Below are 19481 nucleotides of genomic sequence, written 5' to 3' on the forward strand. Positions count from 1 at the left end.
GATGACGAAGACCTTTCGGATGGCGCTTCTGACCAGCACGTTGCTGGCCGGACCGGCGCTGGCGGAAACCACGCTGACGATCGAAAGCTGGCGCAATGACGACCTGACCATCTGGCAGGACGTGCTGATCCCCGCCTTCAACGCACAGCACCCTGACATCAAGGTGGTCTTCGCCCCCTCGGCCCCCACCGAATACAATGCCTCGCTGAACTCGAAACTTGAAGCCGGCAGCGCGGGCGACCTGATCACCTGCCGCCCGTTCGATGCCAGCCTTGAGCTTTACAACAAGGGCTTCCTGGCCGATCTGAGCGGCCTTGCCTCGATGGCCAACTTCAGCCCGGTGGCGAAAAGCGCCTGGCAGACCGATGACGGCAGCGCCACCTTCTGCGTGCCGATGGCCAGCGTGATTCACGGCTTCATCTACAACAAGGATGCCTTCGACGCGCTGGGCATCGCCGTTCCGACGACCAACGAAGAATTCTATGCCGCGCTGGACAAGATCAAGGCCGACGGCACCTATATCCCGATGGCGATGGGCACCAACGACCAGTGGGAAGCCGCGACCATGGGCTACCAGAACATCGGTCCGACCTACTGGAAGGGCGAGGAAGGCCGTCTGGCGCTGATCAAGGGTGAGCAGAAGCTGACCGACGAACCCTGGGTTGCCCCCTATCGCGAACTGGCGAAGTGGAAGGACTATCTGGGTGACGGGTTCGAGGCCCAGACCTACCCCGACAGCCAGAACATGTTCACCCTGGGCCGCGCCGCGATCTATCCGGCCGGGTCGTGGGAAATCTCTGGCTTCAATACGCAGGCCGAATTCAAGATGGGCGCCTTCCCGCCGCCGGTCGCGGCCGCAGGCGACACCTGCTATATCAGCGACCACAACGACATTGCGATCGGCCTGAATGCCAAGTCGCCCAATGCCGAAGCGGGCAAGGTGTTCCTGGAATGGGTGGGCAGCCCCGAGTTCGCCACGCTTTATGCCAATGCGCTGCCGGGCTTCTTCAGCCTGAACTCGACCCCGGTGAAGATGGAAGATCCGCTGGCGCAGGAATTCGTGTCCTGGCGCGAGAAGTGCAAGTCGACGATCCGCTCGACCTACCAGATCCTGTCGCGCGGCACGCCGAACCTGGAAAACGAAACCTGGAATGCCAGCGCCAATGTGATCAAGGGCACCGAGACGCCCGAAGATGCCGCCAAGCGCCTGCAGGACGGGCTGGCAAGCTGGTACGAGCCGCAGAAGTAAGCGCGGCCTGACTGGACGGAGCCGGGGGGCCATGCGCCCCCCGGACCCCCCGCAGGGTATTTTCACCAAGAGGAAAGGGCGAAGGCATGGCTTCCGGAAGGCCTGTGCGATGGCATATTGCCGTGTTTCTGGCCCCTGCGGTGGCTGTCTACACGGCGTTGATGATCATTCCGCTGTTCGGCACGCTGGCGCAGTCCCTGTTCAACGTCGATGGCACGGGGCAGCGGGTCTTTGTGGGCCTGCAGAACTTTGCCAGACTGTTCGGCGAGGCGCTTTGGTCCAGGCAGTTCTGGAACGCCCTGGGCAACAATGCGTGGTTCTTTGTCATCCACATGCTTGTGCAGAATCCGGTGGGCGTGGCACTGGCGGCGCTCTTGTCCAGCCCCAAGCTGCGGATGGCTGCCTTCTACCGCACCGCGATCTTCATTCCGACGATCCTCAGCTTCGTGATCGTCGGCTTTGTCTGGAAGCTGATCCTGAACCCGAACTGGGGCATCGCCAAGGGGCTGATGGGGCTGGTCGGGCTGGACGGGTTCTTCGTACCCTGGCTGGGCAAGGAGGACTATGCCCTGACGACGCTGGCGCTGGTCTCGGTCTGGCAGTTCGTGGGCATCCCGATGATGCTGATCTATGCCGCGCTGCTGAGCATTCCCGACGAGGTTCTGGAGGCCGCCGAAATGGACGGCATCAGCGGCTGGTCGCAGTTCTGGAAGATCAAGCTGCCGCTGATCCTGCCAAGCATCGGCATCATCTCGATCCTGACCTTTGTCGGCAACTTCAACGCCTTTGACCTGATCTATGTGACGCAAGGCGCGCTGGCGGGCCCGGACTTCAGCACAGACATCCTGGGCACCTTCCTGTACCGCACCTTCTTTGGGTTCCAGTTGCAACTGGGTGATCCCTACATGGGATCGGCCATCGCCGGGGCAATGTTCGGCATCATCCTGATCGGGGTCAGCGCCTATCTTTTCGGCATCCAGACCCGTCTGCGGAGGTATCAGTTCTGATGTCCAGCGCGCGTACTTCCCTTGGCCGGACCGTGGCCGCCCATGCCGTGCTGATTGCCTATACGGTGATCGCGCTGTTCCCGGTCTTCGTCATCCTCATCAACAGCCTGAAGACGCGGAAGGCGATCTTCGGCGATCCGCTGGCCCTGCCCTTGGGCAAATCCTTTGATCTGGTCGGCTACCAGACGGTGATGAAGCAGGGCGATTTCGTGCTGTACTTTCAGAACAGCATGACCGTGACGGTGGCCAGCCTGTTCTTCGTGCTACTGTTCGGGGCCATGGCGGCCTTCGCCCTGTCGGAATACCGGTTTCGCGGCAACACGCTGATGGGCCTGTATCTGGCGCTGGGCATCATGATCCCGATCCGCCTGGGCACCGTGGCCATTCTTGAGATGATGGTGGCCAGCGGGTTGGTGAACACGCTGACGGCGCTGATCCTGGTCTATACCGCGCAGGGGTTGCCGTTGAGCGTGTTCATCCTCAGCGAATTCATGAAGTCGGTCTCGAACGATCTCAAGAACGCCGGGCGGATCGACGGTCTCAGCGAATACGCCATCTTCTTCCGGCTGGTGCTGCCGCTGGTGCGCCCGGCCATGGCGACGGTGGCGGTGTTCACCATGATCCCGATCTGGAACGACCTGTGGTTCCCGCTGATCCTGGCTTCGGCCGAGCAGACCAAGACCGTTACCCTGGGGGCGCAGGTGTTCATCGGGCAGTTCCAGAACGACTGGAACGCCCTTCTGGCGGCGCTGTCGCTGGCCATCGTGCCGGTGCTGGTGCTGTATCTCATCTTCTCGCGGCAGTTGATCCGCGGGATCACCGTAGGAGCCGTGAAATGATCCGAGTGATGGTTGCCGGGCTGGGCAACATGGGGCGCAGCCATGCTCTGGCCTATCACCGCAACCCCGCCTTTGAACTGGTGGGGCTGGTGAACCGGTCGGTGCCGGTGCTGGACCCGGCGCTGAAGGACTATGCCATCACGCCCGATTTCCATGAGGCCCTGCACCGGCTGAAACCCGATCTGGTCTGCGTCTCCACCTATTCCGACAGCCACGCCGATTTCGCCTGTGCGGCAATGGAACAGGGCGCGCATGTGTTTGTGGAAAAGCCGCTGGCAACCACGGTGGCCGACGCGCGGCGGGTGGTGGATTGTGCGCGGGCAAACGGGCGCAAGCTGGCGGTGGGCTATATCCTGCGCCATCACCCAAGCTGGATGCGCCTGATCGCCGAAGCGCGGGCGATGGGAGGGCCGTATGTGTTCCGTCTGAACCTGAACCAGCAGTCCAGCGGCCCGACCTGGGAAACGCACAAGGCGCTGATGCAGACCACCAGCCCGATCGTCGATTGTGGCGTGCATTATGTCGATGTGATGTGCCAGATCACCGATGCGCCGCCGGTCGAGGTGCGCGGCATGGGGCTGCGCCTGTCCGACGAGATCGCGCCCGAGATGTACAACTACGGGCATTTTCAGGTGATCTTTGCCGATGGCAGCGTTGGCTGGTACGAAGCCGGCTGGGGCCCGATGATGAGCGACACCGCCTTTTTCGTGAAGGATGTGGTCAGTCCGCGCGGGGCAGTGTCGATCCGTATGCCGGAAACGGCCCGGTCTGATGACCACGACACGCATACGAAAACCTCGATGCTGCGGATTCATCGGGTGGGCCAGCCGGACGAAAACCTGAACATGGCCGATGAGCCGGGCCATCAGGATCTGTGCGAACGCGAGCAGGCCTTCATGGCCCGCGCGATTACCGAAGATCTCGACCTGTCGCGTCATATGGAAGATGCGGTGCGGTCGCTGGCGGTGTGTCTGGCGGCGGATGAAAGCGTCCGCTCGGGGCAGCCTGTGAAATTGCAGGGGTAGGAACATGGGTGCTCTGGAACTGAAGGCCGTCGGCAAGAGCTTTGGCAAGACCGAGGTGATCCGCGGTGTCGATCTGACTGTCGAGGACGGCGAATTCTGCGTGTTCGTCGGCCCGTCAGGCTGCGGGAAATCCACGTTGCTGCGCATCATCGCGGGGCTTGAGGATGCCAGCGCCGGTGACATCCTGCTGGACGGGCAGCGGATCAACGACGTGGCGCCTGCCAAGCGGGAACTGGCGATGGTGTTCCAGAGCTATGCCCTGTACCCCCACCTGACGGTGCGCGACAACATGGGTCTGGCGCTGAAACAGGCCGGGGTGGCCAAGGCCGAGATCGCCGCCGCCACCGACAAGGCCGCCGACATGCTGGCGCTGGGCCCGTTGATGGACCGGCGCCCGGCGGAACTGTCGGGCGGGCAGCGGCAGCGGGTGGCCATCGGGCGGGCCATCGTGCGGCGGCCCAAGCTGTTCCTGTTTGACGAACCTCTGTCGAACCTGGATGCCGCGCTGCGGGTGGCGACACGGATCGAGATCGCCCGACTGCACCGGGAACTGGCGGCGACCATGATCTATGTGACGCATGATCAGGTTGAGGCGATGACGCTGGCCGACAAGATCGTCGTGCTGCGGGCGGGACGGGTGGAACAGGTGGGCGCGCCGATGCAGCTTTACAACGACCCGGACAACGTCTTCGTCGCGGGCTTCATCGGCAGCCCGCAGATGAACTTCCTCAAGGCCGCCGCGCTGGGCGAACAGGGCGAGACGCTGGGCATCCGGCCCGAGCATCTGGAAGTGTCCCGCAAGGCCGGCCGGTTTGCCGCACAGATAAGCCATGTCGAGAAGCTGGGCGGCGAGACGCTGGTCTATGCCCGGTCCGAAACCCATGGCCTGCTGACCACGCGGCTGTTCGGCGAGCATGACTTTGCGGTGGATGAGACCGTCCACCTGACCCCCCTTGCCGAGCGGGGCTTCCGTTTCGATGCCGAAGGGCAGCGGATGCGCTGAGGCTACCGCCGCACCCCTTGCGGCACGCCGGGCAGCACGCAGAGCATCTCATAGACAAGATTCGCGCCGATCAGGGCGGTGTTGCCGCTTGGGTCATAGGGCGGCGACACCTCGACCAGATCGCCGCCGACAAGGTTCAGCCCGGCGCAACCCCGGACAATTTCCAGCCCCTGCCAGATGGTCAGACCGCCCGGTTCAACCGTGCCGGTGCCGGGGGCGAAGGCGGGGTCAAGACTGTCGATGTCATAGCTGAGATAGACCGGAGCATCCCCGATCTTTGCGCGGATCTCGGCCATCAGCGGCACCAGCGACTTGTGCCAGCAGTCTTCGGCCTGCACCACCGTCCAGCCGTTGCGGCGGCCCCAGTCGAAATCGTCGGGGGAATAGCCGGTGCCGCGCAGCCCGATCTGGAACACCTTGTCATTGATCAGGCAGCCGTCTTCGAAGGCCCGGCGGAAGGGGCAGCCGTGGGCCACCTTTTCGCCGAACATCGTGTCGTTGATGTCGGCATGGGCATCGACATGGATCAGCGCCACGGGGCCATGTTTTTCGCGGATGGCGCGCAGGATCGGCCAGGTCAGCGTGTGGTCACCGCCCAGCGTCAGCGGCAACGCGCCGGCGGCCAGAACGCCGCGGTGGAAGCCGGTGATGATGTCGACCGATTTCTTCAGGTCGAAGGTGTTGATCGGCACATCGCCGATATCGGCCACCTGAAGGTGGTCGAAGGGCGCGGCCCCGGTTGCCATGTTATAGGGCCGCAGCATCCGGCTTTCGTCACGAATCTGGCGCGGGCCCAGCCGGGTGCCTGGGCGGTTCGAGGTGCCTATGTCCATCGGGATGCCGATGATGGCGACATCCAGCCCTTCGGCGCTGGTGGCGGCGGGCAGGCGCATGAAGGTGGCGGGGCCGCCGAAACGCGGCATCTCGTTGCCGCCAAGGGGCTGGTTGAAGGGCATGGGCAGACCTCGGGCTCGCAGGGGCTACGCCTAGCTAGCCGCAAGCGGCGCGTCAGGGCAAGCCTAGCCGGTGTAGCTGCGTACCAGCGCGCTGGCGATCAGGCTCCATCCGTCGGCCACCACGAAGAAGGCCAGCTTGAAGGGCAGGGATACCACGGCGGGGGGCACCATCATCATGCCCATTGACATCAGGATCGCCGAAACCACCAGGTCGATGATCAGGAAGGGCAGAAAGACCAGGAACCCGATCTCGAACGCGCGCTGGATTTCCGACAGCAGGAAGGACGGCACCAGCAGCGACAGCGGTGCATCGGCCGTGGCCGAGGGCGCGCGCGGGCGCAGTGCATCCAGTGTGGCGAAGGTTTCGGCGTCGATTCGGGCCGACATGAAGGCGCGGAAGGGTTTGGCGGCCTGGGCAAAGGCGGTGGCGATGTCCATCTCGTTGCGGCTGAAGGGGCCAAGGCCGGCGGTCCAGGCTTCGGTGAACACCGGGTCCATCACATACCAGGTCAGGAACAGCGCAAGGCTGATGATCAGCATGTTCGGGGGTGCCTGTTGCAGCCCGATGCCCTGCCGCAGGATCGACAGGACGGTGACGATGAAGGGAAAGCAGGTCACCATGACCGCCAACCCCGGCACCACCGACAGCACGGTGATCAGCAGCAGAAGCTGCACCGACCGCGCGGCCAGCGAATCCCCCTCGCCCAGGCTGAGCGTCAGATCCTGCGCGGCGGCGGGATGCGCCAGCAGCAGCGCGGCCAGTGCGGCCAGAACAAGCGCGCGTTTCACAGCCCGCCCTTCAGGTTTGCCACCTCGGTCAGCCGCACGGCCAGTTGACCCGAGGCGTCGCCCTCAAGTTCGGTCAGCTCGCCCCGGGCGATCAGCCGGTCGCCCACATAAAGTTCGACCGGATCATCGACGCGGCGGTCCAGTGGCAGAACGGCATCGCGGCCAAGGCGCAGCAGGTCGCGTACCAGGGGGCGGGCGCGACCGACCGAGATGGTGATCTCGATCGGAACCTGGGCGAAGGGGCTGCTGTCGGTCAGGTCATCCATGGGCGGGCGCCTCTTTGGCAAGGGTGAAGAAGCCGCGCACGGCGGCAGCGATTTCGGCGGTGACGCGCGTCAGGTCGACCTTGGCTTCGGTGCTGCCTAGCCGCAGATAGACTTGGCCTTCGGGCAGCGTCGGTTCCTCTTCCAGGGTCAGCGGCAGGCCGGTGGCCTGTTCGATCAGGTCGGAAATGGCCCGGCGCACGGCCGGGTTCAGCACCAGCGTGACCGGCTGGTCCGCCAGCTCCTCGGCCATGGGCATCAGCCGTTCCAGAACCAGCGGCGCCAGCGTTTCCCGCGCGGTTTCGGGCAGCAGGCGATTGACCATTTCGGTCAGCAGCGGCTCCAGCGCCATGAGGACATGCGCCCGCGCCTCCTGATAGGTGAAGGAAAGCTGTTGCAGGGTGCGGGCCAGATCGGCGCGGATGCGGGTCTGGTCTTCCGCCTGCGCGGCGACGGCATCGTCCCAGCCGGCCTTGTAGCCGGATTCATACGACGCCAACTTCGCCTCTTCGATGGCGGCGACTTCGGTGGTGACCAGTGTCTGGCTGCGGCCGGGTGTGGCCGCGGTTTCGAACACCTCAAGCCGGGGCATCGGCATCAGGCCCGCTCCTCTTCCGGTTCCAGCCAGCCGCGCAGGATTTCGATGGTTTCGGTCTGGCGCTCGGCGATCAGCCGGCGCAGGCGGGTGGCCGGATCTTCTGCCGCTTCGTCCCCGGGCGCGTTGGCGGCAAAATCGACCATCGGCAGATCGGGCAAGGAAAATCCGTCCTGGATCTCGCCTGTCAGGGCTTCGGGGGCTGTGGCCGCACCGGGCAGCGCCAGCCGTCCCTCGGGGGCCGGAAGCTGCGCCGCAGCACGGCCCGAGGCCAGCAGTGGCCGCAGCACGAACAGCCCAAGGATCAGCGCCACCAGCGCCAGCGCCGCGATCTGGATCGCCGCCATCACGTCGATCGGCCCCAGCGGCGGGATCAGACGGGTGGTGGCTTCGGTGCCCTGAACGGTCGGTTGGGTGAAATCCAGCGACTTCAGCGTCAGCACATCGCCGCGCGTCTCATCCAGACCAACGGCCGAGGCGACCAGTTCGCGCAGCGCGGCCAGTTCCTCGTCGGACCGGGGTTGCCGGCTTTGCGTGCCATCGGCTGCGGTCACCATCTGGCCATCGACCAGAACGGCCACCGTCAGGCGGCGGATGCCCCCCGGGCCGCGCGTCAGTTCACGCTGGGTTTCGGACACTTCGTAATTCACCCGCTCACGGGTTTCGCTGGTGCTTGATTTGCCATTGGCGCCAGGGCCGGCGTCCCCTTCGGGCAGGTTCGACGCCACGGTGACCGCGCCGCCCGGCTCGGTTGCCTGCTGGCTGTGCTCCTCGGTCTCGGAGGAGATCGCAACCCGGCCCTGCGGGTCAATCTTGCGTTCGGTCAGGGTTTCGCGCTCGGTCACCAGATCAACCGCCACCTCGACCACGGCCTTGCCGGGGCCAACACGCGCCTCAAGCAGGCGTTCGACGTTGTGGCGGATTTCGGCTGCGCGGCCCGAAGCCGCCGTTCCGGTGGCCGCGTCGGGCGCATCATTGGCCGCGATCAGGCCGCCGACGGTATCAATCACCTGCACATCCTCGGGCCTCAGCCCCGCCACCGCCGAGGCGACCAGATGTTTCAGTGCCCGTGCCTGCGATTCGGAAAGGTTGCCAGACGCCGTGGTGACCGTGACGCTGGCCGTAGGGGTCTGGTCGCGGCGAAACGTGTCGGACGGGCCTTGCGAGATATGCACCCGCGCGGCCCGGATTTCCGGCACCGCCAGAATGGTGCGGGCAAGCTCGCCCTCTTTCGCGCGCCAATAGGCGGCGTCGAACATCTGCGATGTGGTGCCGAAGCCGGTCAACTGGTCCAGCAGTTCATAGCCCTGACTGCCGGCCGACGGCAGCCCCTCACCCGCCAGCGACATACGCAGGGCATCGCGGGCGTTGATGTCCACAAGGATGGAATCACCCCGCACCTCGTAGGCAACGGCGCGCTGGTCCAGCGCGGCAATCACCTCGCCCGCGGCGCGGCCATCAAGGCCGGCGTAAAGCAGCACCATCTGCGGCCCACCCGCCATGCGCGCCAGCGCCAGAACGGCCAGGAACATGGCCAGCGTGGCCCCGGCAACAACAAGGCGCCGGCGGGGGGAAAGGCCGGTCCAGACCGAGGTGACATTCTGCAGCATCATTTCTCCGCCGGGAATCCTTCCCGTGCGGCCAGAATGAGAGGGTGTGCCTTAACAATCGGTTAGTGACATTCGATCTAGTTTCGTTCCCGGACCGGAACGGAGGATACCGTGGTCAATACCGCCGAGTCCGCACTTGATGCGGGGCCGAAACCGAAGACATCGAAGCTGCCGCTGCTGATCGGGGTTCTGCTGGCGCTGCTGGCCGGGGCGGGTGGCTTTTACGCCACCTGGTCCGGCTTGCTGTTCGGCCCCACCGCCGAATCGCACGATGCGGCGGAACCGGCCGCCGGGCCGTTGCCCGACATCGCCTTTGTCGCGATCACGCCCGTGGTGGTGACGCTGGGTGCCGAAGCGGGCAGCCGGCATCTGAAATTTACCGCCCAGCTTGAGGTGGCCAAACCCTATGCCGCCGAGGTGACACTGCTGATGCCACGTATCCTGGACGTGCTGAACAGCTACCTGCGCGCCATCTCGGTGGCCGAGATCGAAGACCCTTCCGCCATGGCGCGGCTGCGGGCGCAGATGCTGCGCCGGGTGCAGATCGTTACCGGCGAAGGGCGGGTGCGCGATCTGCTGATTACCGAATTCGTGCTGGACTGAGGGGGCGAAGATGGAGCTGATTTCAGATGCGCTGCTGTTTGCCGCCAGTCTTGGCGCGGCGATCTATTGCTATGTGCTGGCCAGCCGGCTGCGCCGCTTTACCACGCTGGAAGACGGCATGGGCGGCGCCATTGCCGTGCTGTCGGCGCAGGTCGATGACATGACCAGGGCGCTGGACAAGGCGCAGGGCGTGGCCGGCGGGGCAGAGCATCGGCTTGAGGAACTGACCACGCGGGCGGAAGGCGTGGCGCGGCGGCTGGAACTGCTGGTTGCCTCGCTGCACGATCTGCCCGAAGCGGGGCCGGCACCCGAAACGCCTGAATCAGAGCCTGAGTGTGACGATGACAGCCGCCGCTTGCGCTTTGTCCGCCGCCGCGCATCCCGCGCCCCGATGGAGGCCGCGGAATGAGGCGGCGGGCAGGACGCGGGGCCCTCATCGTGATCGCGCTGCTTTTCGCCTCGTCCGGTGCGCTGCGCCTGGGCGATGGGCTGGGGGCCGGGCTTGCCCGTGCCGCCGAAGGGGCCTTGCCGCAGGACAAGGGCGCGCGCGCGCCCGATTGCCCGCCCCTGCCCGAAGAGCTGGCAAGGGCGCTGAAGCTGCGGGAAGACCGGCTTTCCGTGCAAGAGGCGGCGCTGGCTGACCATTCGGCGGCACTCGCGCTGGCGGATCAGGCAATCGCCACCCGTCTGGCCGAACTCGAAGCGGCCGAGACCGAATTGCGCAAGACCCTTGCCCTGGCCGATGGCGCCGCCGAGGGCGATCTGGCGCGGCTGACCACGGTTTATGAAGCGATGAAGCCGAAAGACGCCGCCGCCCTGTTCGACGCGATGGAGGCGGGCTTTGCCGCGGGCTTCCTGGGCCGGATGCGGCCGGATGCGGCGGCGGCGGTCCTGGCCGGAATGACGCCGGAAAAAGCCTATGCCGTCAGCGCCATTCTGGCCGGCCGCAATGCCATGGCCCCGAAAGACTGACTTCGCCTCTTGTTAACCCGCCGGGGCGAGACTGCCGCCTGAACAGGGAACGGAACCAGCGCAGATGTTCGGCATCATCGGAATCGTGGTCATCATCGTGATGGTCTTCGGCGGCTTTGTCGTACACGGCGGCCACCTTGAACCCATCCTGCACGCGCTGCCGTTCGAGATGATCATGATCGGCGGCGCGGCGGTCGGGGCTTTCCTGATTTCCAACGATTTTGCCTCGGTCAAGCAGACGGTCCGAGACATTGGCAAGGTCTTCAAGGGCCCGCGCTGGAAACCCGCCGATTACCGCGATCTGCTTTGTCTGCTGTTCGAACTGGTGCGGCTGTCGAAATCGAACCCGGTCGGTCTGGAGGAACATGTCGAAAACCCGGACAATTCGGCGATCTTCGGCAGGTATCCGAAAATCCTGCAAGACCATGATGCGGTGGAACTGATCTGCGACACGCTGCGCGCCGCTTCGATGAATTATGACGATCCCCATCAGGTTGAGGAAGTGCTGGACAAGCGGATGGAGGCGCAGTTGCACCACGCCCTGCACTCCAGCCACGCGCTGCAATCCATGGCCGACGGGTTGCCCGCACTGGGCATCGTGGCCGCCGTTCTGGGGGTGATCAAGACCATGGGCTCGATCGACCAGCCGCCCGAAGTGCTGGGCGCGATGATCGGTTCGGCGCTGGTCGGTACGTTTCTGGGCGTGTTCCTGGCTTATGGGCTGATGGGCCCGTTCTCGGCCCGGGTGAAACAGGTGGTTGAGGAAGACGCCCATTTCTACCACCTGATCCGCGAGGTTCTGGTGGCGAACCTGCATCGCCACCCGGCGAACATCTGCATCGAGGTCGGGCGGCAGAACACGCCGCATCAGGTGCGGCCCGGCTTCGGCGATCTGGAAGAGGCGTTGCGGGCCCTGAAACAGGAGGCCGCATGATCCGCGCCGTCCTGATCGCCCTGCTGCTGTCAGCCAGCCCCGCCATGGCCGAGGTCGCGCGGGTCAAGGGTGGCGAGCACCCGGATTTCACCCGCATCGTGATTGAGGCCGCTGCCGCCGGAGACTGGCGCTTTGGCCGCACCGAAGACGGGTATGAGCTGGCCCTTGGCCCCGATGTCACCGGGTTTGATCTGAGCCAGGCTTTCGAGAAAATTCCACGTAACCGTGTGTCTGGCCTGTGGCGCGACCCGGCCAGCGGAAGGCTGCGGCTGGCACTGTCCTGCGCCTGCCACGCCATTGCCTTCGAATTCCGGCCCGGGGTGATTGTCGTGGACATCAAGACCGGCGCCCCGCCTGCGGGCACCGCCTTTGAAAACCCCATCGACCCGCCCGCCCCCGCCCTGGCCCCGCCGGATGCCCCTGCCGGGCCTGCGGGGTATGACTGGCTGGCGATCTGGCCCGGGGGGGCGGCACACACGCCGCCGTCGCCCGCGCGCCCTGCGCAAGGGCCTTTGGTCAAGGCGGCAACGGCTGCGGCGCTGGACCCGCTGCGTCGGGCCCTGCTGGAACAGATCAGCCGTGGCGTTGCCCAGGGCGTGGTGGAAATCGCCAGGCCCGCCCGGCTGCCAGAGGGGACAGGGCCGCGGGGGGCCGGGCCAGAGGGGATTCGCATCGCGCTGGGGGAACTGCCGGGTCTCCGGGCCGCCACGATTCGCGACCCGGATCTGCCGCTGTCGGCGCTTGGGCTGGTCTGTCCTGATGACACGGCGCTGTCGGTCGCCGATTGGGGCCTGACCGGGCCGCCGGCCGAACAGCTTGGCGCTGCGCGATCCGGCCTGCTGGGCGAATTTGACACGCCGGTTTCCGAGGCGGTGCTGCGCGCCACCCGCGCCCATGTCGCGCTGGGGTTCGGGGCCGAGGGGCGGCAGATCCTGAACCTGCTGGATGGGCCGGATGACCCGGATCGCGCCCGCCTGCGCGCGCTGACCTTTCTGGTGGATCTTGAACCGGCCATGCCCAACCCGTTCAAGGGGCTGGAAAGCTGCGATACCGCCGCCGCGCTTTGGGCCGCGCTGGCGCTGGCCGTGGGTCGCCCGCCCCCCGTGTCAGAGATCCGCGCGCTGAACACGGCTGCGGTGGCGCGCAGCTTTTCCGCCCTGCCGGCGCATCTGCGCCATCATCTTGGCCCGCCGCTGGTGGCCCTGTTCCTGACCGTCAACGATGAGGAAACCGCAAGGCGGATCAAGGATGCCGCCCTGCGCGCGCCCGGCCCCGCAGCCCCCGAGGTTGCGCTGATGGATGCCGGCTACCAACTGGCCACCGGTGACCAGGCCAGGGCGGGCGCACTGGCCGATTCGGTGCTGAAGGAAAGCGGTCCGGGGCAGGACATGGCGGCTGTCACCCGTGTCGAAGCCGCCTTTCAGGGCGACCATTCCCTTCCGCCGGATCTGCCCGCCGCGCTGGCCGCCTTCCGGCAAGAGGCGCGTGGAACCGCGCGGGAAGGGGCGTTGACCCGCGCGCTGATTCTGGCATCTGCAATGACCGGCGATTTTGAAACGTCCTTCGCCTTGTTGCCCAAGGCACCGCAGACCGGCGCCGATCTCTGGCAGTTGGCCGCCGATGGGGCCGGGGATGGCGTCTTCCTTGCGCAGGCGGTCGCCGCGGCAGGCCAGCCGCCAAAGGTGGCGGACACCGTGGCGCAAGCCGTGGCCGCGCGGCTGACAGAGCTTGGCTTTCCGGCCGAGGCTCTCGCATGGCTGGGCCCGCTTGGGCCGGCGGCTGATCCGGTCCGGTTGTTGGCGGCCCGGGCAAGGCTGCAACTGCGTGATGCCCGCGGTGCCCTTGAAGCGCTGTCCGGCTTGTCTGACGCCGAGGCGGAAAGCCTGCGCGCCGCGGCCGTTCTGCAACTGGGCGACGCTGAGGCGGCCGCTGCCGCTTTGGACCGGGCCGGTGATACCGCGGGCCGTGACCGGGCCCTCATCCGGGCAGAGGACTGGCCGCAGGTCGCGCAGGCGGGACCAGAGGCGTGGAAAGCTGCGGCGGCGCTGGTTGGCCCCGCGTCGGCAGGGGCCACCGCGCCGGGCCCGATTGCCCGTGGCGCCGCGCTGGCTGACGAAACCGCCCGCGCCCGTGCCACGCTCAAGGCGCTGCTGGAAACAACCGTTGCCCCGTAACGCTTTGTCAACCTGACCGCCGCTAGGCTTTGCCACGGGGCGGGTCCGCCGCCCCCGTTGCATCGGGATCAGAATGATCTGGCCAGACCTTCGCCCCTTCGCCGCCGTGGCCATCCTGCTGTGCGTGCCCGTGGCCGCCAGCGCCGCGACCGATCCATCGGCGCTCTGCCTGTCTGCCGCACGCAGGGCGGCCGCAGAAACCGGCGTTCCGCTGCGGATTCTGCTGGCGCTTACCCTGACCGAAACCGGAAGGGCCGGCCCGGACGGTATTCTGACCCCCTGGCCCTGGACGCTGAACAAGGGGGGGGAGGGGCTGTGGTTCGACAGTCGTCAGGCGGCGCTGACCCATCTGGAAACCGTGCTTGCCGCGGGCACGACCAATGTCGATGTCGGCTGTTTCCAATTGAACCACCGCTGGCATGGTCAGGCTTTCGCCAGCCTGACAGGGATGCTCGACCCGGAAACGAACGCAGTTTATGCCGCCCGTCTGGTGTTGCGCCTGTATCAGGACAGCGGTGATTGGGGCGCCGCCGTTGCCGCCTATCATTCCTCGACCCCGGCCTATGCCGAACGCTACCTTGCCCGGTTCAAGCCGATCTACGCGGCGCTTGGTGACGGATCGCCGCCGTCCGAAAGCGCGATCCCGCGCGAAAACCGCTTCCCGCTGCTGCTGGCCGGGGCGACCCGCGGCGCAGGGTCGCTGGTGCCCCTGTCAGATACCGCCTCACCCCTGATCGGGGGGCCGTAATCGTGCCCGGCCTGACGATCCGTGCGCTGTTCCGTCCGACGATTCTGCTGGCGCTGGCGCTGATGGCGGTCATCGCGATGATGGTCCTGCCGGTGCCGGCCGGCGTGCTGGACGTGGGTCTTGCCCTTTCCTTCGCGCTGGCGATCCTGATGCTGACGGTGGCGCTGTTCATCGAACGTCCACTCGATTTTTCGGCCTTCCCCACCATCCTGCTGGCTTCGCTGCTGCTGCGGCTGTCGCTGAACGTCTCGTCTACCAAGCTGATCATCGGGCAGGGCCACACCGGCACCGCCGCCGCCGGCCATGTGATCGAGGGGTTCGCCGAATTCATCATGGGCGGCAATATCGTGCTGGGGCTGGTGATCTTTGTCGTCCTGCTGATCGTCAACTTCATCGTCATCACCAAGGGGGCCGGCCGCATGGCCGAGGTGGGCGCCCGCTTTGCGCTGGACGGGATGCCTGGCCGCCAACTGGCCATTGACGCCGACATGTCGGCCGGCGCCATCACCCATGAAGAGGCCAAGCGCCGGCGAGAGATCGAACTGGCCGAAACCAACTTCTTCGGCTCGCTCGATGGCGCATCCAAGTTCGTCAAGGGCGACGCGGTGGCGGGGCTGCTGATCACCGGGCTGAACCTGATCGTCGGGCTGGCGGTTGGTGTCGGCCTGCATGGCATGGCGTTTTCCCGCGCGTTCGAGACCTATTCGATCCTGACCGTGGGCGACGGGCTGGTCAGCCAGATTCCGGCCGTGGTGATCTCGGTCGCGGCGGCGCTGCTGCTGTCGCGCGGCGGGGCCAAGGGGGCGGCGGATGTGTCGTTCTTTGCTCAGTTGGGCCGCTATCCGGCGGCCCTGGGCACGGTTTCTGCCCTGATGGCACTGTTCGCCGTGGTGCCGGGCATGCCCTTTCTGCCCTTCATCGCCGCCGCTGCGGCGCTGGCGGCGGCCGCCTGGTATGGCGCCAACCGCAAGCCCGAGGCGCCGGAGGCCGAGACCAGGACCGAACCGTCCGCCCGCCGCCCGATCGGCGACGTGCTGGATTTCGATGAGATCCATATCGAATTCGCGCCCAACCTTGTGGGCATGGCGCTGGACCCGGCCACCGGGCTGGATGGGCGCATTGCCAACATGCGCAACCATATCGCCGCCAGCTATGGCCTGATCCTGCCCGAAATCCGCCTCACGGATGAGGCGGCCATGGCCCCCGGCCAATATCGCATCCGCATTCAGGGGGTGGAACGGGTAGCGAACCGGCTTTTGCCCGATCGGGTGCTGGTGCTGCTGTCCGAAGGCGTGCCCGCGCCCGAAGGCGAAGATGTCCGCGAACCCGTCTATGGCGCCCCGGCGCGCTGGATTCGCCCCGATCTGCAGGAAGATGCCGCTCTGGCCGGCCTGACCGTGGTTTCCCCGGCCGAAGTGCTGGCCACCCATCTGCTTGAGGTGCTGAAGGGCAACCTGGCACGGCTTCTGTCCCTGCGCGGGCTGCGTCGGCTGCTGGACGAATTTACCCAACTGTCCGACCGCAGTCGCGCCGAGGCGAACCGCCGCCTGCTGGACGATCTGGTTCCCGACAAGGTTCCGCTTGACCTGCTTCATGCGGTGCTGCGCCTGCTGCTGGAGGAACGGGTGTCCATCCGCAACCTGCCGCTCATCCTGGAATCGGTGGCCGAGGCGCGGGGTCTCGGCTCGCCCGAGGCGGTGACCGAACATGTCCGTCAGCGGCTGGGGTTCCAGATCGTGGCCGATTATCGCCGCCCCGATGGCTCGGTTCCGCTGATCCAGTTGGCGCCGGAATGGGAACGCACCTTCCAGACCCATCAGATGGACGGTGACCGCAATCCGCGCGACATTGCCCTGCCGCCCGACCTGTTCGCCCGGCTTGCAAACGGTATTGCTGACCGGATGGCCCAAGCGGCCGAAGGCGGGGCCTTTCCGGCGCTGATCGCCTCGGCCGCACGGCGGCGGTTCCTGCGCACGGTGGTTCAGGCCAAGGGGTTGCAGGTGCCGGTTCTGTCTTATGAGGAACTGGGCATCGACGTGCGGCCCGCACTGCTGGGGCAGGTGGCGGCATGATGGATTTCGCGGCCCCGCTGGCGCAGCTTCTGGGTGTGGCCGAAGGGCTGGTCCTGCAGGTGATGCTGGTCTTCGTCCGGGTGGGCGCCGCCGTGGCGCTGTTGCCCGGCATCGGCGAACAGGCGGTGCCGCAGCGCATCAAGCTGGCGGTGGCGGTGGCGCTGACCGTCATCGTTGCGCCTGCCGTTCCGCCGCCCGGCGGCACCGGCTTCGGCGCCCTGGCGGTTGAGGCGGTGGCGGGCCTGATTTTGGGCGTTGGGTTGCGACTGATGATTCTGGCGCTGCAAACGGCCGGCACCATTGCGGCGCAGTCGATCACGCTGGCGCAGATGTTCGCCGGAACCGGGCCAGAGCCGCAGCCCATCGTGGCAAACCTGTTCACGCTTGCCGGAATTGCGCTGTTTCTGGGCATGGGCGGCCTGCCCCGCGCGGTTGAGCTGCTGGTCCTGTCCTATGATCTGATGCCGCCCGGCCATCCGCCCGACCCGGGCGCCCTGGCCGGCTGGGGCGTGGCGCGGGGAGCACAGGTTCTGGCGCTTGGCTTCTCGCTTGCCGCGCCATTCGTGCTGGCTTCGCTGCTTTACAATCTGACGCTGGGGGTCATGAACCGGGCCATGCCGCAACTGATGGTGACGATGATCGGCGCGCCGGCGCTGACGCTGGGCGGGCTGGCGCTGCTGGCGCTGGCCACGCCGGCGCTTCTGGCGGTCTGGCGCGGGGCCATGGCGCAGGCCCTTGCCACCCCTTTCGCGGGGTAGGGCATGGCAGGCGCTGAAACGGATGAAGCCGAAAAGGAATTCGATCCCTCGCAGCGCCGGCTGGAACAGGCCCGCGAACAGGGCGATGTCCCCCGGTCCGAGGATTTGCAGGCTGCGGTCAGCTATGGCGGCTTCCTGCTGGCGGGTCTGCTGCTGGGCCCCTGGGCCATTCAGCGCATGGGCACCGCGGGCATGGCAATGCTCGGGGGGCCGGACGCCGGGGGGGGCGGGCTGGTGGCGCAGGTGGCCGGGCAGGCGGGGGCCATGGCCGGCCCTGCGGTGCTGATGCTGATGGTTCCGGCGGTTCTGGTCCTGATCTATCTTTTGGCGACGCGGTCGCTGGTCTTTGCGCCGTCGAAACTGGCGCTCAAGCCCGAGCGGCTGTCGATCCCCGCCAACCTTCGGCAGAAATTCGGCCGCGCCGCGCTGGTCGATTTCGCCCGCAAGGCTGCCAAGCTGATCGTCGTGGCACTGATCCTGGGGCTTTATCTGCGGTCTGGCCTGCCCTGGCTGACGCTTGCCTCGGCGCTGCAGGCCGGGCAGGTGGCCGCACTGGTCGCGGATCAGGCGCTGCGCTTCCTGATGCTGATCCTTGCGATCAGCCTTGTCTTCGGCCTGACAGATTGGCTGTGGCAGCGGTTTGAGTTCACCCGCCGCAACCGGATGAGCCGCAAGGAACTGACCGATGAGATGAAGGACAGCGAGGGTGACCCACATCTCAAGGCTAACCGTCGCCGTCGCGCGCAAGAGGTGGCGACGCGGCGGATGCTGACTGATGTGCCAAAGGCGGATGTAGTGATTGTGAACCCCACGCATTACGCCGTGGCGCTGAAATGGGAACGCGGCAAAGGCCGCGCGCCGGTCTGCGTGGCCAAGGGGATGGACGAGATCGCCGCCCGTATCCGCGAACGCGCGCAAGAGGCCGGCGTTCCGATCCGACGAGACCCGCCCACCGCCCGCGCCTTGCACGCCAGCCTTGAGATCGGGCAGGAGATCCGCCCCGAACATTACGCTGCCGTGGCCGCCGCCATCCGGTTTGCCGAATCCTTGCGCAAACGCGCCCGCAACCGGGGCGCGCGATGAGCGACGACCCACGGCTGCGCCGTCTGTCCGAAATGGCGGACATAGTGCTGCAGGCCCGGTCTGCCGAACTGTCGCGCATTGCCGCCGCGCGTGAGGCGTTGAAGGCGCAGCTTGCAGCCCTTGAGGCGCCGCGCCCGGCCGAGGGGCTTTCGCCGGCGGCGACGGCGCTTGTGTCTTTTGATTATGAAACCTGGGCCAGCCGACGCCGGGCCGACCTGAACCTGCAGATCGCAGCCCGGCAGGCCGAATGGCTGCTGCATCTTGATGAAACCCGCCGCGCCTTTGGCCGCGCACAGGTACTGCACCGCCTGCAGGCGGCCGAACGGCAAAAGCGCCGCGATTAACTGTCCTGACGGGCGATTTCGGTGATCAGCACATCGGTGACGGTCGGGCCCAGAATTCCCGCAGCCTTTTCCGTCAGCGCCTGCCGCAGCAGCACCAGGTTCGACCCATCGGTGAACGACCCCCGGAATCCGCCGCTGTTGGCATGGTCGAACAGCACCTGAAGGAAGGCGTCACGGATCTTCGGTTCGCGGTTGTAGACGGCTTCGGTCTGGCCGGCCTGCACCTCAAGGCTGAGCGAGAGCACGACCATGGCCGTCACCCGCCCGCCTTCAAGGATGGGCACCACGAACTGGTTGTTCAGCTTCACATAATCGGGTGCCGTCTCTGCCTTTGCATCTTGCTCGGGGGTGGGTTCGGCCGTGTGGTCGGCCTCAGGGCGCAGGACCAGGCCGGCGCCAAGGCCGGTGCCAAGGCCCAGAAGGGCAAGAAGAACGGGAAGAAGTTTGCGGATCATGG

The 19481-nt window shown here is 66.4% G+C and carries 21 protein-coding genes; 15 read left to right on the top strand and 6 right to left on the bottom strand.

The genetic code is table 11. The annotated features are described in order from the left end of the window. The first annotated feature begins 1 nt into the window (after window position 1). The 5 genes from C5F44_RS01835 (at window position 2) to C5F44_RS01855 (ending at window position 5123) form a co-directional block, all read left to right on the top strand. A complete protein-coding gene (locus C5F44_RS01835) occupies window positions 2–1249 on the top strand; it encodes an ABC transporter substrate-binding protein (RefSeq protein ID WP_107671777.1) in 1248 nt (415 codons plus the stop codon). Window positions 1250–1335: 86 nt separating this feature from the next. Beyond that, entirely contained in the window at window positions 1336–2256 is a 921-nt protein-coding gene (locus C5F44_RS01840; protein ID WP_107671778.1) for a carbohydrate ABC transporter permease, read from the top strand. Further along, on the top strand, window positions 2256–3095 hold the full coding sequence (locus C5F44_RS01845) for a carbohydrate ABC transporter permease (protein WP_107671779.1): 840 nt from the start codon (window positions 2256–2258) through the stop codon (window positions 3093–3095). The genes C5F44_RS01840 and C5F44_RS01845 overlap by 1 nt, the downstream gene beginning before the upstream one ends. After that, entirely contained in the window at window positions 3092–4120 is a 1029-nt protein-coding gene (locus C5F44_RS01850) for a Gfo/Idh/MocA family protein (RefSeq protein WP_181318148.1), read from the top strand. The genes C5F44_RS01845 and C5F44_RS01850 overlap by 4 nt, the downstream gene beginning before the upstream one ends. A 4-nt stretch (window positions 4121–4124) precedes the next feature. Continuing rightward, complete coding sequence (locus tag C5F44_RS01855; protein WP_107671780.1) at window positions 4125–5123, top strand: ABC transporter ATP-binding protein; 999 nt, start codon at window positions 4125–4127, stop codon at window positions 5121–5123. Window positions 5124–5125: 2 nt separating this feature from the next. On the opposite strand, the gene speB is transcribed toward C5F44_RS01855, so the two are convergent. The 5 genes from speB to fliF all read right to left on the bottom strand — a co-directional run bounded on the left by speB (window position 5126) and on the right by fliF (window position 9339). Further along, complete coding sequence (gene speB, locus C5F44_RS01860) at window positions 5126–6079, bottom strand: agmatinase (protein ID WP_107671781.1); 954 nt, start codon at window positions 6077–6079, stop codon at window positions 5126–5128. A gap of 63 nt (window positions 6080–6142) precedes the next feature. Beyond that, window positions 6143–6868 (bottom strand): flagellar type III secretion system pore protein FliP, encoded by a 726-nt coding sequence (fliP, locus tag C5F44_RS01865; protein WP_107671782.1) that lies wholly within the window; start codon window positions 6866–6868, stop codon window positions 6143–6145. Then, window positions 6865–7134, bottom strand: a complete 270-nt coding sequence (locus tag C5F44_RS01870) for a FliM/FliN family flagellar motor switch protein (protein ID WP_107671783.1) — start codon at window positions 7132–7134, stop codon at window positions 6865–6867. Before C5F44_RS01870 ends, fliP begins: the two co-directional genes overlap by 4 nt. Further along, window positions 7127–7729, bottom strand: coding sequence for a FliH/SctL family protein (locus C5F44_RS01875; protein WP_107671784.1), 603 nt, complete (start codon window positions 7727–7729; stop codon window positions 7127–7129). The genes C5F44_RS01870 and C5F44_RS01875 overlap by 8 nt, the downstream gene beginning before the upstream one ends. Further along, complete coding sequence (fliF, locus tag C5F44_RS01880; protein ID WP_107671785.1) at window positions 7729–9339, bottom strand: flagellar basal-body MS-ring/collar protein FliF; 1611 nt, start codon at window positions 9337–9339, stop codon at window positions 7729–7731. The genes C5F44_RS01875 and fliF overlap by 1 nt, the downstream gene beginning before the upstream one ends. Before the next feature lie 108 nt (window positions 9340–9447). Between fliF and C5F44_RS01885 the strand changes: the two genes are divergently transcribed. The 10 genes from C5F44_RS01885 to C5F44_RS01930 all read left to right on the top strand — a co-directional run bounded on the left by C5F44_RS01885 (window position 9448) and on the right by C5F44_RS01930 (window position 19024). Further along, window positions 9448–9939, top strand: a complete 492-nt coding sequence (locus tag C5F44_RS01885) for a flagellar basal body-associated FliL family protein (protein ID WP_107671786.1) — start codon at window positions 9448–9450, stop codon at window positions 9937–9939. A 10-nt stretch (window positions 9940–9949) separates the two neighbouring features. Then, window positions 9950–10348 carry a hypothetical protein gene (locus C5F44_RS01890; protein WP_107671787.1) on the top strand — a complete coding sequence of 133 codons (399 nt, stop codon included), beginning with the start codon at window positions 9950–9952 and terminating at the stop codon, window positions 10346–10348. Next, on the top strand, window positions 10345–10911 hold the full coding sequence (locus C5F44_RS01895) for a MotE family protein (RefSeq protein WP_107671788.1): 567 nt from the start codon (window positions 10345–10347) through the stop codon (window positions 10909–10911). Before C5F44_RS01890 ends, C5F44_RS01895 begins: the two co-directional genes overlap by 4 nt. Before the next feature lie 64 nt (window positions 10912–10975). Then, entirely contained in the window at window positions 10976–11845 is an 870-nt protein-coding gene (motA, locus tag C5F44_RS01900) for a flagellar motor stator protein MotA (protein WP_107671789.1), read from the top strand. After that, on the top strand, window positions 11842–14019 hold the full coding sequence (locus tag C5F44_RS01905) for a hypothetical protein (RefSeq protein WP_107671790.1): 2178 nt from the start codon (window positions 11842–11844) through the stop codon (window positions 14017–14019). Before motA ends, C5F44_RS01905 begins: the two co-directional genes overlap by 4 nt. A 73-nt stretch (window positions 14020–14092) precedes the next feature. Continuing rightward, window positions 14093–14767 (top strand): lysozyme family protein, encoded by a 675-nt coding sequence (locus C5F44_RS01910; protein ID WP_107671791.1) that lies wholly within the window; start codon window positions 14093–14095, stop codon window positions 14765–14767. Between the two features lie 62 nt (window positions 14768–14829). Next, entirely contained in the window at window positions 14830–16839 is a 2010-nt protein-coding gene (gene flhA / locus C5F44_RS01915; protein ID WP_235822480.1) for a flagellar biosynthesis protein FlhA, read from the top strand. After that, complete coding sequence (locus C5F44_RS01920) at window positions 16836–17597, top strand: flagellar biosynthetic protein FliR (protein ID WP_107671793.1); 762 nt, start codon at window positions 16836–16838, stop codon at window positions 17595–17597. Before flhA ends, C5F44_RS01920 begins: the two co-directional genes overlap by 4 nt. A gap of 3 nt (window positions 17598–17600) precedes the next feature. Beyond that, window positions 17601–18680: an EscU/YscU/HrcU family type III secretion system export apparatus switch protein gene (locus C5F44_RS01925; protein ID WP_107671794.1), complete on the top strand. Its 1080-nt coding sequence runs from the start codon at window positions 17601–17603 to the stop codon at window positions 18678–18680. Further along, the gene (locus tag C5F44_RS01930; RefSeq protein WP_107671795.1) at window positions 18677–19024 is read left to right on the top strand and encodes a hypothetical protein; all 348 of its coding nucleotides are present in this window, start codon (window positions 18677–18679) and stop codon (window positions 19022–19024) included. The genes C5F44_RS01925 and C5F44_RS01930 overlap by 4 nt, the downstream gene beginning before the upstream one ends. Here C5F44_RS01930 and C5F44_RS01935 read toward each other — a convergent pair. Continuing rightward, window positions 19021–19479, bottom strand: coding sequence for a flagellar basal body-associated FliL family protein (locus C5F44_RS01935; protein ID WP_107671796.1), 459 nt, complete (start codon window positions 19477–19479; stop codon window positions 19021–19023). The genes C5F44_RS01930 and C5F44_RS01935 overlap by 4 nt on opposite strands. Window positions 19480–19481 lie beyond the last annotated feature (2 nt).

Source organism: Fuscovulum blasticum DSM 2131 (assembly GCF_003034965.1).
GTDB classification, from domain to species: Bacteria; Pseudomonadota; Alphaproteobacteria; order Rhodobacterales; family Rhodobacteraceae; genus Pseudogemmobacter; species Pseudogemmobacter blasticus.

Coding starts and splice junctions, on each gene's coding strand:
- fliF (WP_107671785.1), bottom strand. CDS start 9,339: ATGATGCTGCAGAATGTCACCTCGGTCTGGACCGGCCTTTCCCCCCGC.
- C5F44_RS01850 (WP_181318148.1), top strand. CDS start 3,092: ATGATCCGAGTGATGGTTGCCGGGCTGGGCAACATGGGGCGCAGCCAT.
- C5F44_RS01910 (WP_107671791.1), top strand. CDS start 14,093: ATGATCTGGCCAGACCTTCGCCCCTTCGCCGCCGTGGCCATCCTGCTG.
- C5F44_RS01890 (WP_107671787.1), top strand. CDS start 9,950: ATGGAGCTGATTTCAGATGCGCTGCTGTTTGCCGCCAGTCTTGGCGCG.
- C5F44_RS01835 (WP_107671777.1), top strand. CDS start 2: ATGACGAAGACCTTTCGGATGGCGCTTCTGACCAGCACGTTGCTGGCC.
- C5F44_RS01870 (WP_107671783.1), bottom strand. CDS start 7,134: ATGGATGACCTGACCGACAGCAGCCCCTTCGCCCAGGTTCCGATCGAG.
- C5F44_RS01845 (WP_107671779.1), top strand. CDS start 2,256: ATGTCCAGCGCGCGTACTTCCCTTGGCCGGACCGTGGCCGCCCATGCC.
- C5F44_RS01855 (WP_107671780.1), top strand. CDS start 4,125: ATGGGTGCTCTGGAACTGAAGGCCGTCGGCAAGAGCTTTGGCAAGACC.
- C5F44_RS01920 (WP_107671793.1), top strand. CDS start 16,836: ATGATGGATTTCGCGGCCCCGCTGGCGCAGCTTCTGGGTGTGGCCGAA.
- C5F44_RS01925 (WP_107671794.1), top strand. CDS start 17,601: ATGGCAGGCGCTGAAACGGATGAAGCCGAAAAGGAATTCGATCCCTCG.
- C5F44_RS01930 (WP_107671795.1), top strand. CDS start 18,677: ATGAGCGACGACCCACGGCTGCGCCGTCTGTCCGAAATGGCGGACATA.
- speB (WP_107671781.1), bottom strand. CDS start 6,079: ATGCCCTTCAACCAGCCCCTTGGCGGCAACGAGATGCCGCGTTTCGGC.
- C5F44_RS01935 (WP_107671796.1), bottom strand. CDS start 19,479: ATGATCCGCAAACTTCTTCCCGTTCTTCTTGCCCTTCTGGGCCTTGGC.
- C5F44_RS01905 (WP_107671790.1), top strand. CDS start 11,842: ATGATCCGCGCCGTCCTGATCGCCCTGCTGCTGTCAGCCAGCCCCGCC.
- motA (WP_107671789.1), top strand. CDS start 10,976: ATGTTCGGCATCATCGGAATCGTGGTCATCATCGTGATGGTCTTCGGC.
- flhA (WP_235822480.1), top strand. CDS start 14,830: ATGGCGGTCATCGCGATGATGGTCCTGCCGGTGCCGGCCGGCGTGCTG.
- C5F44_RS01840 (WP_107671778.1), top strand. CDS start 1,336: ATGGCTTCCGGAAGGCCTGTGCGATGGCATATTGCCGTGTTTCTGGCC.
- C5F44_RS01895 (WP_107671788.1), top strand. CDS start 10,345: ATGAGGCGGCGGGCAGGACGCGGGGCCCTCATCGTGATCGCGCTGCTT.
- C5F44_RS01875 (WP_107671784.1), bottom strand. CDS start 7,729: ATGCCGATGCCCCGGCTTGAGGTGTTCGAAACCGCGGCCACACCCGGC.